The sequence below is a fragment of the Lutibacter holmesii genome, from assembly GCF_042679665.1.
GTDB classification, from domain to species: Bacteria; Bacteroidota; Bacteroidia; order Flavobacteriales; family Flavobacteriaceae; genus Lutibacter; species Lutibacter holmesii.
The window spans coordinates 85846-98660 of sequence record NZ_JBHTMV010000001.1; the positions used below are offsets into that span (position 1 = coordinate 85846).

Sequence of the window (12815 nt, forward strand, 5' to 3'; positions counted from 1 at the left end):
ATGAATGTTTTAGTTACAGGTGCAAATGGTCAATTGGGTTTAGAGATTTCTAATCTAAGAAATCAGTTTTCACAGTATCAGTTTTTTTTAACAGATGTAGCCGAATTAAACATTACTAATTTTAAGGCTATTGAAAATTATGTTGTTGAGCATAAAATTAATGTGCTTATAAATTGTGCGGCTTTTACAAACGTTGATGGAGCTGAAGATGCAACTGAGATAGCTGATGAAATTAATAATATTGCTGTAAGAAATTTAGGTAAAATAGCTAAAAAACATCATTTAAAACTTGTTCATATTTCAACAGATTATGTTTTTGATGGGATTTCTGAAAATTCATATACCGAAACTGATGACACAAATCCACAGAATGTTTACGGAATTACAAAATTAAAAGGTGAACAAGCACTAAGAGATTTGCAATTAGAGAACTCTATAATTATTAGAACTTCTTGGTTGTATTCAGCTTTTGGAACTAATTTTGTAAAAACAATTTTAAAATTAAGTGGGGAGAAAGAAGAAATAAAAGTTGTTAATGATCAAGTAGGTTCGCCTACCTATGCAAAAGATTTAGCAATTGCAATTTTACAAATAGTGCCTAAAATTAAGAGCAATGTTATTGAAACCTTTCATTATTCAAATAACGGAAGTTGTAGTTGGTTTGGGTTTGCACAAGCAATAGTTGAACTATCAAAACACAATTGTAAGGTGCATCCTGTTTCGTCATCACAATTTAAAACAAAAGCAAAAAGGCCTAATTATAGTTTGTTAAATACATCAAAAATTCAACAAAAATTTGCTGTTGAAATTCCAAACTGGAAAGATTCTTTAAAAGAATGTATGAATAGTGTTCAAGTATAAAACAGAAGATTATGAAATCAATATTAGTTACAGGAGGAGCAGGTTTTATAGGAGCAAACCTAGTGGAGCATTTAATAAAAACTCATGAGAATTGTAAAATTGTTGTAATTGATGCTTTAACTTATGCTGGTGATGTCCATAATTTAAATGCAGTTAAAAACACAAAAAATTTCACATTTGTACACGGAAACATTTGCGATAGAGGTTTAATAGAACGTGTTTTTCAACATTATTTAATTACAGATGTTGTCCATTTAGCAGCCGAGTCGCATGTTGATAATTCTATAAGTCACCCAGATGTTTTTATAGAAACTAATGTTAAAGGCACATTTACATTACTAGATGTAGCATATAAATATTGGATGGAAAAACCGTTTGTTTTTAAATCAGGTTTTGAATCTAGTCGTTTTTTACACGTTTCAACCGACGAGGTTTACGGTACTTTGGGTGAAACAGGTTTATTTATTGAAGAAACTCCATACGCTCCAAATTCACCTTATAGCGCTTCAAAAGCTAGTAGTGATTTAATTGTTAGAAGCTACCATCATACTTATGGAATGAACACTGTTATTACAAATTGTTCTAATAATTATGGTCCAATGCAACATGACGAGAAATTAATTCCAACTGTAATACGAAAAGCTTTAGCCGGAGAACATATTCCAATTTACGGTGATGGAAAAAATATAAGAGATTGGTTGTTTGTATTAGATCATTGCAAAGGAATTGAAGCTGCCTTTTTTAAAGGGAAAAGTGGTGAAGTTTATAATGTTGGTGGGGGAAATGAGCGAAATAATAACTATATTGCAAACAAAATTTGTGAAATTTTAGACACTTTAGCGCCTTTAGAAAATAAAAGCTATAAAAGCCTAATAAGTTATGTTGAAGATAGGGCAGGACATGATTTTAGATATGCTATTGATGCCACTAAAATTGAAACTAATTTAGGATGGAAAGCGGATGAGAATTTTGAATCAGGTATTTTAAAAACAATACAATGGTATTTGAAAAAATATCAAAAGTAGCGCCTAATTAACTAGGCTAATATTTTAATGAAAGAGAACATAAAAATAGCAATTATAGGATTAGGTTATGTAGGTTTACCTTTGGCAAGATTATTTGCTACAAAATACCCTGTAATTGGATTTGATATAAATACAACTAGAGTTGTAGAATTAAAAAATGGAATTGATAGCACGTTAGAAGTTGAAAATGAAACTCTTCAAAAAGTGTTAGTTGAGCGTTCTAGTACTAAAAACGGATTGTATTGTACAACTAAAGTTGAAGAAATTACAAGTTGTAATTATTATATTGTTACCGTTCCTACGCCAGTTGATAAAAATAACAAACCAGATTTAACACCATTGTTAAAAGCAAGTGAAACTGTAGCCAATGTTCTTAAAAAGGGTGATATTGTTGTTTTTGAATCTACGGTATTTCCGGGTGCTACAGAAGAAGTTTGTGTGCCAATTCTAGAGAAATTATCGGGTTTAACATTTAATGTTGATTTTTTTGTAGGATATTCACCAGAGCGTATCAATCCAGGAGATAAAGAACATACAGTTGAGAAAATTTTAAAAATTACATCGGGTTCAACTATTGAAACAGGTGAAAAAGTAAATAGCTTATATGCTTCTGTAATTTTGGCGGGCACGCATTTGGCACCTACAATTAAAGTAGCAGAAGCTGCAAAAGTTATTGAAAATTCACAAAGAGATATAAATATTGCTTTTGTGAATGAACTTGCTAAAATTTTTAATTTGTTAGATATTAACACGCAAGATGTTTTGGCTGCGGCTGCCACAAAATGGAATTTCTTACCATTTAAACCAGGGTTAGTAGGCGGACATTGTATTGGTGTTGATCCGTATTATTTAGCTCAAAAAGCACAAGAGGTTGGGTATACACCTGAAATTATTTTAGCAGGTAGAAGAATGAATGATAGTATGGGAGCTTATGTAGCTTCTGCAGTGGTGAAACTTTTAATTAAGAATGATTTTCAAATTAAAAATGCCAAAGTTTTGGTGTTAGGAATTACATTTAAAGAAAATTGCCCTGATGTTAGAAATACGCGTGTTGTTGATGTAATTCAAAACCTAAAAGAATTTGAAACAGAAGTAACAGTTTTTGATCCTTGGGCAAATCCTTCTGAAGTAAAAAGAACGTATAAAACTGAAATTTTTAACGAAATTCCTAATGAAAAATTTGATGCTATTGTACTAGCAGTAGCACATCGTGAATTTTTAACAATTGATTTTAGGTCATATTTAAATACGAACGGAATTATTTATGATGTAAAAGGAGTTTTAGATTGTGAAGTTCAAGGTAAATTGTAACTGATTGAAAAAAATATTAAAATAGAAAATGAAAAATTTCGCATTAATTGGAGCTTCAGGTTACATTGCTCCCCGACATATGAAAGCGATCAAAGAAACCAATAATAATTTATTGGCGGCTCTAGATAAGTTTGATAGTGTTGGTATTATTGATAGTTATTTTCCAAATGCCGATTTTTTTACAGAGTTTGAACGTTTTGATCGCCATATTTCAAAATTAAATTTTGAGAAAAGTCAACAACTAGATTATGTAAGTATTTGTACTCCAAACTATTTACATGATGCACATATTAGATTTGCATTACGACAAGGTGCAGACGCTATATGCGAAAAACCGTTAGTGCTAAATCCGTGGAATATTGATGCGCTTTCTAAAATAGAACAAGAAACAGGCAATAAAATTTTTAATATTTTGCAATTAAGAGTACATCCAAGTATAATTGCATTAAAACAAAAAATTGAAAACGGGCCAAAAGATAAAGTTTATGATGTAGATTTAACTTATCTAACATCTCGTGGTCACTGGTATTATACATCTTGGAAAGGAGATGTTTCAAAATCTGGTGGAATTGCTACCAATATTGGAGTTCACTTTTTTGATATGCTTTCTTGGATTTTTGGAGACTTAAAAAAGAATGATGTGCATATAAACACACACGATCGGTCTGCCGGATATTTAGAATTTGAAAGAGCAAGAGTGCGTTGGTTTTTATCAATTAACTATGACGTTTTACCTGAAGAAATTAAATTGAAAGGACAGCGTACATTTAGATCAATTACTATTGAAGGTGAAGAATTAGAGTTTAGTGGTGGTTTTACAGATTTGCACACTATTTCTTATAGTGAAATATTAAAAGGGAATGGCTATGGTATTGAAGCGCCAAGGCAAGCAATTGAAATAGTGCACCAAGTAAGGCATGCTGAGCCTTTAGGAGCAAAAGGAAATTACCATCCGTTTGTAAAAAAGCCTTTGGCAAAGCATCCTTTTGAAAAATAAAATGAAGTTAAATTAAAAAGAATAAGATATGAGCAAAGTTATAAATGTTATTTTAACAGGTGGCGTAGGAAGTAGATTATGGCCACTTTCAAGAAAAAGTCAACCAAAACAGTATTTAGAAATTTTTGAAGACAAATCATTGTTTCAAATGACGGTTGAACGAAATAGCATATTAACTGATGACGTAATGGTTGTTGGAAATGTAGATAATTGTCATTTAAGTAAGGCTGTTCTTAATAAATCTGGATTAGATTATATTGATATTGTTGAATCTACACCAAGAAATACTGCAGCAGCAATTGCTTTTGCTTGTTTCGCAGCAGACCCTGATGATGTTTTAATTGTAACACCATCAGATCACGTGATTGAAGGTGATGCTTCATATAAAGCAGCTATTGAATTGGCTGTAAATAAAGCCAATGAAGGAGCTATTGTAACTTTCGGAATTGTGCCTACTAAGCCAGAAACTGGTTATGGTTATATTGAATATGCAAATAATGATGAGGTAATTTCTTTCCGTGAAAAACCAAATGAGTCAACAGCAAAAGAATTTATTTCAAAAGGAAACTTTCTTTGGAATAGTGGCATGTTTTGTTTTAAAGCTGGTGTAATGCTTGATGAGTTAAAGGATTTTACGCCTGAAGTATATGAGAAATCTAAAATTGCTTGGGATCAAAATAAAGAAGGTAAATTAGATTTAGCCTTGTCTATGGATATTCCAAGTATAAGTATTGATTATGCTGTGATGGAAAGAAGCCAAAAAATTAAAGTAATTCCAACACAATTTAATTGGTCTGATTTAGGTTCTTTTGATTCAGTTTATGATTATTTAATTTCAAAAGGACACACAACAGATGCAGATGGAAATATGGTAATTGGAACTGATAACTTTACAGCCTTTTTAGGATTGCAAAACACTATTTTTGTGTCAACACCAACCGCAAATCTAATTTTACATAAGGAACATGCTCAAAAAGTAAAAGATGTATATGTTAAATTAGAGTCAGAAAATTCAGACTTGTTAAATTAATATATGTAGAAAGAAGTAATTGAAAGTTATTATTGTTTATAGCTTTCAATTGCTTCTTTAATTTTTTCAATTCTATTTTCAGGATCAGGATGCGTACTTAATCTCTCTGGTGTTTTATTTGGTCCTGCTGCAGCTTTTAAAATTTCCATTACGCCAATTAAAGCGTTAGGATTATAGCCGGCATCTATCATTATTTTCACGCCTAAATAATCGCTTTCCAATTCATCATCTCTTCCATAACTTAAATTTAATACGTTTGCAATAGCTGCAACTCCTTCAGCAGTACTTGGGTCAAAACCAACAGCAACACCGTTTAAAAGACCTTTTGTTAATTCTTGTTTAGACATTCTTTCTGCAGAATGTCTTCCAACAACGTGGCCAATTTCATGGCCTAAAACGCCCGCTAATTGGTCTTCGTTTTCAAGTTTTGAAAACAAAGCGTAGGTAATAAATATTTGTCCGCCAGGTAAAGCAAACGCATTAATAGTTTGTGTGTCTTTTAATAAATGAAAATCAAATTGATAAGGTGTTTGAGCTGCAATACTACTATTTACTAATTTGTTTCCAACCATATCAACAAATTCTTGATACTTTTTGTCTGGATGTAATCCTCCGTGTTGTTGCGCCATATACGGAGTGCTTTGTAAACCTATAGCAATTTCTTTTTCAGGACTTATAGAAATATGTTGTTTTTTTCCAGTATAAGTATTCACTTCACTTTTTGAATAATATTGAAAAACGGTAAATAAAATTATACCCAATCCTATAAGTAATTTTACCTTTCTGTTTCCTCTTCTCATTGTTAGTTAATTTTAAGTGCTAAATATACAATTCAAGTTTTAATATTCATATAAAAGCTTGTTTATGCATAGTGAATAATACGTTGTTTTTTTAATTATGAAGCTATTTTTACATTAATAGTAACTGTACTAAATAAAGTTCAATGGATTTTTTAGTAACAGGTGTTACCAAATTTAGCATTTAATCTCTTATATTTGCTCAAAATTTTAAAAGAAAGAAAATGAGTTTTTTTGGTTTATTTGGAGGAGGTAACAGCGGAGAGTCAATTGAAGAGTATTTGAAAGAAGGTGCAGTTGTAATAGATGTACGAACAGCTGATGAGTTTGCTGGAGGCCATGTAAATGGTTCTAAAAATATTGTGTTAAACACTATTCCAACTAAGATTGCTGAAATTAAGGCAATGAATAAAAAAGTAATTGCTGTATGTAGAAGTGGAGCAAGAAGCGGACAAGCAACGTCCTTTTTAAGTCAAAACGGGATTGACGTTATAAATGGAGGTCCTTGGCAAAATGTAGCAAAATTTGTGAATTAACAAATGAGACTATAAAACAAAAAAGAGAAGCATTTGCTTCTCTTTTTTGTTTTATAGAATTAAAATTGAATTTGATAGTGTTCAAACAATTTGTTTTTTTTCAGTTTTAAATTGTTTAAAAATTGTTGGTGCTGTTTTGATGCTGGATTAAACGGTTTATGTGCCAATCCTTTTTGTACAGTTTCAACATCTTTCATGACCAAAGCGGTGTTTTCATTTATCCAAGCCTTTTTAAACTGTTCCCAAATATAGTCTACAGCTATTTCATTTGGGTGAATCATATCTTTGGCGTAAAACCTATAATCACGTAAATCATCTAACATAATTTCAAAAGAAGGGAAATAATAAAGTTGATTTTTAATATCTGTTATCTCATGAATTGCAGTTAGTAAATGTGCTTTACTTTGTGCATTTTCAACAAAACCATCACTTAAATGTCTTACAGGGCTAACGGTAAATATAATAGTTACGTTTGAATTTATACTTTTTATAAGTGTTGAAATATTATCTAAAGAAGCTGTTATTTCTTGTGTTGAAAGTAATTCTTTTAAGAATTTTTTCTGCGGAACTTTATGACAATTACCAACAATAGTATCGTTTTCAATAAAACGATAAACCCAAGCGGTTCCTAGTGTAATTACAATGTGTGATGCTTCACTTAATTGCTTATGCGTTGTTGAAATTTCATTATTTAAATTTAGAAGCAATTCATTTTTTTCAATGGCACTAATATCAGAATGTGCGTCAAAACAATGCCAACGTTCATTTAATTGAAATATATCAGACTCCGTATACTCTTTTAAATTTATAGCATTGGTAATTAAACGTTCAATAGCTATAGGATTGAACAAAATACCGAATGGATTGCTGCCAGTATTGAATTTAAAATAGGCGAGCTTTTTACTTATATTTTCAGAAAAACAAGAGCCAAACAACAATATTTTTGAGTCATAATCAATTTGATTACGTTCAGGTTTTAGTTGTAGGTTGGTTCTAAAATTCATAATAAAAAGTCACTTCTAAAACTTAATGCTATGCGTACTAAAAATACATATAGCATTAAGTAATTGAAAGTTATTAAGCTATATAAGTTTTGGCTTTTTCCAAAGCTTCAGTAATACCTTCAGGGTTTTTTCCTCCTGCAGTTGCAAAATGTGGTTGGCCACCGCCACCACCTTGAATTAATTTTCCTAATTCTCTTACAACTTGCCCAGCATTTAATTGTTTTTCAGCAACTAAGTTTTTTGAAATATAACAAGTTAAAAATGCTTTGCCGTTGGTTTCAGATCCAATGATTAAAAATAAATTTTCAATTTTATTTCCTAGGTCATTTGCTAAATCTTTAATACTGTTTTGATCTAGCTCTAGTTTTTTTGCTAAAAAGTTTACACCATTAATTTGTTCTGTTTCATTTAATAAACTTGCGGCAGCATTTTTAGCTTTTTCTTTTAACAGTTGCTCTATTTGTTTTTTTAGTTTAGCATTATCTTCAATTAAATTTAAAACTTGATCAGCAGGGTTTTTAGAGTTTTTTACCAATTCTTTAATTTGGAAAAGAGTTCTGTTATTTTCAGAAAATTCGGTTTTCATAGCATCACCAGTAATGGCTTCTATTCTTCTAATTCCTGAAGCAATGGCACTTTCAGATTGAATTCTAAAATACCAAAGGTCACCTGTATTTTGAGCGTGCGTACCTCCACACAGTTCAACAGATTGTCCAAATTGAATTGCTCTAACAGTATCTCCGTATTTTTCACCAAATAATGCCATAGCACCTTTTTCTTTTGCAGTTTCAATAGGAATGTTTCTAAACTCTTGCAATGGTAATTTGTTTTCAATTCTACCATTTACAAAATCTTCAACATAGGTAAGTTCATCAACAGTTAACTTGGCAAAATGTGAAAAATCAAAGCGTAAATGTTTTGAATGCACTGCAGATCCTTTTTGTTCTACATGTTCACCTAAAACTTCTCTTAAAGCTTGGTGTAATAAGTGAGTTGCAGTATGGTTACAAGCTGTTCTAAAGCGTTGTTTTTCATCTACGGAAACGTTGAAAGTTCCTGTTAATTCTTTAGGAATTGATTTTGTTATATGGATAATTAAATTGTTTTCTTTTTTAGTGTCAACAATATAAACCGTACTTCCATCTTGTTTTTCTAAATAACCTTTATCTCCAACTTGTCCACCACCTTCAGGGTAAAAAGGAGTCATATTAAAAACAAGTTGATACATATCTCCATCTTTTTTAGAAGATACTTTTCTATATCTAGTAATTTTAACTTTAGCAGTTAGTGTATCATAACCAATAAACTCTTCTTCATCATCATTTTCATCAATAATTACCCAATCATCAGTTTCAACAACTGAAGCAGCTCTTGATCTGGCTTTTTGTTTTTTAAGTTCCGTTTCAAACTCTTCCTCATTAAGGGTCATTTCTTTTTCAGAAAGAATTAATGCGGTTAAATCTATTGGAAAACCGTAGGTGTCAAATAATTCAAAAGCTTTTTTACCTGAAACAATTGTTCCTTGCGTATTTTTTATAATACCATCTAATAAAACAAGTCCTTGATCTAAAGTTCTTAAAAAAGAGTTTTCTTCTTCTTTTATTACATTGGTAATTAGTTGTCTTTGGGTTTTTAATTCAGGGAAATAATCACCCATTTGCTTTGTAAGTACAGCAACCAATTTGTAAATAAAAGGTTCTTTGGTATTTAAAAAAGTAAATCCATAACGAACCGCTCTTCTTAAAATTCTTCTAATTACATAACCAGCACCTGTATTTGAAGGTAGTTGCCCGTCTGCAATTGCAAAAGCCACTGCACGAACGTGATCTGAGATTACACGAATTGCAATATCAATTTCTTCCGTTTCACCGTAATCATTTCCTGTGATGGTTTCAACTTCTTTAATTAACGGAATAAAAACATCTGTATCATAATTTGATTGTACGTTTTGTAAAACCATACATAAACGCTCAAATCCCATTCCTGTGTCTACGTGTTGCGCAGGTAATTTTTCTAATGTTCCATTTGCTTTTCGGTTAAACTCCATAAATACAAGATTCCAAATTTCCACAACTTGTGGATGATCCATATTTACAAGGCTTTTACCTGAAACCAATTTTTTTTCTTCAGCCGAACGAATATCTACGTGAATTTCAGAACAAGGTCCGCAAGGTCCTTGTGCACCCATTTCCCAAAAATTATCTTTTTTATTACCGCTAATTATACGGTCTTCATCAATTAGTTCTTTCCAATAATCGTGTGCTTCTTGGTCATATTCTAAACCATCTTCTTTAGCGCCTTCAAAAACAGAAACATATAAACAATCTTTGTCTATTTTGTACACTTCAGTTAACAATTCCCACGCCCAATGAATGGCATCTTTTTTAAAGTAATCACCAAAACTCCAGTTTCCTAGCATTTCAAACATGGTGTGGTGGTAGGTGTCTTTACCAACTTCTTCTAAATCATTATGTTTTCCTGAAACACGCAAGCATTTCTGAGAGTCAGAAACACGTTTATTTACAACCTTTTTTTGTCCTAAAAAGAATTCTTTAAAAGGTACCATTCCGGCGTTGGTAAACATTAAAGTAGGATCGTTTTTTAAAACCATTGGCGATGATGGTACAATGGTATGTTTTTTTGATGCAAAAAAATCTAAAAATTGTTGGCGTATTTGTTGTGATTTCATTCGTTAATTATATGCTAAATAAATAGGCGTTTTATCACCTTTGTAAAACATTTTGTAATTTTGTTAATTGTACATCGCAATATTAATAAATAAGAGCGCGTTTCAACATACAAAAATAAGATAATTTAAATAGATGGCGAAGGTAAAATATTATTACGATTCAGATACACTTTCATATCAAAAGATACAACGTAAAAAGAGCACTAAATTTAAGCGTGTTTTGTTTACTTTTTTAGCAGCATTTATTTTTATGCTTACTGGTTTTGTGGTGTTTACACCGTTTTTTGAATCGCCAAAAGAGAAAGAATTAAAGCGAGAGTTGGAGTTTGTGAAATTGAATGAGGAATTGCACAATAAAAAAATTGAGCAGTTAGAAAAGGTTTTAAAAGAAATTCAAGAACGCGATAACAATATTTACCGTTTATATTTTGAAGTAAATCCTATTCCTGAAGAACAAAGAAAAGCCGGATTTGGTGGCGTAAACAGGTATAAGGCTTTGGAAGGTTTTGATAATTCAGAAATGATTATTGATGTTACCAGAAATATGGATATTTTGTCTAAGCAATTGTATGTGCAATCTAAATCTTTAGATGAGATTGTGAAATTAGCTGAAAATAAAGAAGAATTATTGGCGGCAATGCCAGCAATTCAACCTGTAAAAAAAGAAGATTTAACTAGAATGGCTTCTGGTTATGGTTGGAGAACAGATCCATTTACAAAGGCACGAAAAAAACATTGGGGAATGGATTTTACCGCTCCAAGAGGAACGCCAATTTATGCTACAGGTGATGGAGTTGTAGTTAGAGCCGATCAAGGTGCTTCAGGTTATGGAAAACATGTTAGAATTGATCACGGTTTTGGCTTTATTACTTTATATGCGCATATGAGTAAATACAATGTTAGAAAAGGAAAAAAAGTAAAAAGAGGTGATTTAATTGGTTTTGTTGGAAATACCGGAAGGTCTCAAGCACCTCATTTACATTACGAAGTAATAAAAAATGGTAGAAAAGTAAACCCAATTGATTTTTATTACGGAAATTTATCTCCTGAAGAATTTGAAGCAATGCAAAAAGCGGCGCAAATTGAAGGACAATCTCTTGATTAATGTATATAGATTTACCCGAAAAAAGATATTATAAAATTGGCGAAGTTGCCAAAGCATTTGGTTTAAATACATCCCATATTCGTTTTTGGGAAAAGGAATTTGATATATTAAAACCTAAAAAAAATAAAAAAGGAAATAGGTTATTTACGCATCAAGATCTTCAAAACTTAAAGTTAATTTATCATTTGGTAAAAGAAAAAGGATTTACTTTAGAGGGTGCTAAATTAAAAATGAAAGAGAATCCACAATCGGTTAAAAACAATCATGAAATTATCACAAGATTAGAAAGTATTAAAGCCGAATTGATAAATATTAAAAATCAATTATCATAAATAGTTTAGTTGCATTGTAACAATATTGGCAACTTAACAACTAATTAAATAGAATAATAATCAATCTTAAAACGTAAAAAAATGAAAAAGTGGTTAATTCCTGTAATAATTATAGCAGTACTTGTATTTGTTGGGTACAAATCAGTAAAAAGTTTTTATAATACTTCAGTAAATTTAGAAGAAAATGCAAAAACAGCGTGGTCAAATGTTGAAAGTGCCTACCAAAGAAGAGCAGATTTAATTCCTAACTTAGTTTCAACGGTTAAAGGATATGCAGCTCATGAGAAAGAAACATTAGAAGGAGTAATTAAAGCAAGAGCAGCAGCAACGCAAACAACAATTGATCCAACAAATATTACTCCAGAAAATATGGCTGCTTTTCAAAAAGCACAAGAAGGTTTATCAGGAGCATTATCACGTTTATTAGTAACAGTAGAAAAGTATCCTGATTTGAAAGCAAATCAGAATTTCTTAGAATTACAAAGTCAGTTAGAAGGAACTGAAAATAGAATTAATGTAGAAAGAAATAGATACAACGGAGAGGTTAATTTATTTAACAAGCATATTAAAGTGTTTCCAAATAATATTATAAATAATTTTTTCGGAAACTTTGAAGAAATGACTCGTTTTGAAGCTGCTGAAGGAAGTGAAGTTGCACCAACAGTTCAATTTTAGATAAATAGATGTCAAAAGTTGAAGATTTCTTAACGGCTGAACAAGAGCAGAATTTAATTCAGGCTATTAAAATAGCTGAGAAAAACACTTCAGGTGAAATTCGTGTTCATATTGAAAAAGCAACTGAGTTACCGGCAATGGAAAGAGCATTAGAGGTTTTTCAAATGCTTAAAATGGACAGTACGCAATTGCGAAATGGTGTATTGTTTTATATTGCTGTTGAAAGTAAAAAGTTTGCAATAATTGGAGATGAAGGTATCAACAACGTAGTTCCTGCTAATTTTTGGGATGAAGAAAAAGAATTGGTTCTTTCACATTTTAAAAAAGGAGCCTTTTCTAAAGGTTTAGAACTTGCTATTGTTGAAGTAGGAAAAAATTTAAAACAATTTTTTCCATATATGTCTAATGATACCAATGAATTATCTGACGAAATTTCAAAAGGATAAATGATAA

General features: G+C 31.1%; 13 protein-coding genes. 10 read left to right on the forward strand and 3 right to left on the reverse strand.

Features of this window, described 5'->3' with window-relative positions; all coding sequences use genetic code 11:
* The 5 genes from rfbD to ACFQ5N_RS00385 are packed head-to-tail and all read left to right on the forward strand — an operon-like array spanning position 1 to position 5224.
* Complete coding sequence (gene rfbD / locus ACFQ5N_RS00365) at positions 1-861, forward strand: dTDP-4-dehydrorhamnose reductase (protein ID WP_386806796.1); 861 nt, start codon at positions 1-3, stop codon at positions 859-861.
* An 11-nt stretch (positions 862-872) separates the two neighbouring features.
* Positions 873-1886 carry a dTDP-glucose 4,6-dehydratase gene (gene rfbB, locus ACFQ5N_RS00370; RefSeq protein ID WP_386806797.1) on the forward strand — a complete coding sequence of 338 codons (1014 nt, stop codon included), beginning with the start codon at positions 873-875 and terminating at the stop codon, positions 1884-1886.
* 27 nt (positions 1887-1913) lie between these two features.
* Positions 1914-3197, forward strand: coding sequence for a nucleotide sugar dehydrogenase (locus ACFQ5N_RS00375; protein ID WP_386806798.1), 1284 nt, complete (start codon positions 1914-1916; stop codon positions 3195-3197).
* 28 nt (positions 3198-3225) lie between these two features.
* On the forward strand, positions 3226-4194 hold the full coding sequence (locus tag ACFQ5N_RS00380) for a Gfo/Idh/MocA family protein (RefSeq protein ID WP_386806799.1): 969 nt from the start codon (positions 3226-3228) through the stop codon (positions 4192-4194).
* A gap of 28 nt (positions 4195-4222) precedes the next feature.
* Positions 4223-5224, forward strand: coding sequence for a mannose-1-phosphate guanylyltransferase (locus ACFQ5N_RS00385; protein ID WP_386806800.1), 1002 nt, complete (start codon positions 4223-4225; stop codon positions 5222-5224).
* Positions 5225-5253: 29 nt separating this feature from the next.
* Here ACFQ5N_RS00385 and ACFQ5N_RS00390 read toward each other — a convergent pair whose 3' ends face one another.
* Positions 5254-6024, reverse strand: a complete 771-nt coding sequence (locus ACFQ5N_RS00390; protein ID WP_386806801.1) for a M48 family metalloprotease — start codon at positions 6022-6024, stop codon at positions 5254-5256.
* 221 nt (positions 6025-6245) lie between these two features.
* Here ACFQ5N_RS00390 and ACFQ5N_RS00395 point away from each other — a divergent pair, with 221 nt between their 5' ends.
* Complete coding sequence (locus ACFQ5N_RS00395; RefSeq protein WP_386806802.1) at positions 6246-6557, forward strand: rhodanese-like domain-containing protein; 312 nt, start codon at positions 6246-6248, stop codon at positions 6555-6557.
* A 59-nt stretch (positions 6558-6616) separates the two neighbouring features.
* Here the strand turns inward: ACFQ5N_RS00395 and ACFQ5N_RS00400 are convergent, their stop codons facing one another.
* Positions 6617-7561, reverse strand: coding sequence for a GSCFA domain-containing protein (locus tag ACFQ5N_RS00400; protein WP_386806803.1), 945 nt, complete (start codon positions 7559-7561; stop codon positions 6617-6619).
* A 73-nt stretch (positions 7562-7634) separates the two neighbouring features.
* On the reverse strand, positions 7635-10250 hold the full coding sequence (alaS, locus tag ACFQ5N_RS00405) for an alanine--tRNA ligase (RefSeq protein ID WP_386806804.1): 2616 nt from the start codon (positions 10248-10250) through the stop codon (positions 7635-7637).
* Between the two features lie 133 nt (positions 10251-10383).
* Between alaS and ACFQ5N_RS00410 the strand changes: the two genes are divergently transcribed.
* From ACFQ5N_RS00410 to ACFQ5N_RS00425, 4 genes are all read left to right on the forward strand, one after another.
* The gene (locus ACFQ5N_RS00410) at positions 10384-11355 is read left to right on the forward strand and encodes a M23 family metallopeptidase (RefSeq protein ID WP_386806805.1); all 972 of its coding nucleotides are present in this window, start codon (positions 10384-10386) and stop codon (positions 11353-11355) included.
* A complete protein-coding gene (locus ACFQ5N_RS00415; RefSeq protein ID WP_386806807.1) occupies positions 11355-11687 on the forward strand; it encodes a MerR family transcriptional regulator in 333 nt (110 codons plus the stop codon). Before ACFQ5N_RS00410 ends, ACFQ5N_RS00415 begins: the two co-directional genes overlap by 1 nt.
* 81 nt (positions 11688-11768) lie before the next feature.
* Complete coding sequence (locus ACFQ5N_RS00420) at positions 11769-12362, forward strand: LemA family protein (protein ID WP_386806808.1); 594 nt, start codon at positions 11769-11771, stop codon at positions 12360-12362.
* An 8-nt stretch (positions 12363-12370) separates the two neighbouring features.
* Positions 12371-12808 carry a TPM domain-containing protein gene (locus ACFQ5N_RS00425; protein ID WP_386806809.1) on the forward strand — a complete coding sequence of 146 codons (438 nt, stop codon included), beginning with the start codon at positions 12371-12373 and terminating at the stop codon, positions 12806-12808.
* Positions 12809-12815 lie beyond the last annotated feature (7 nt).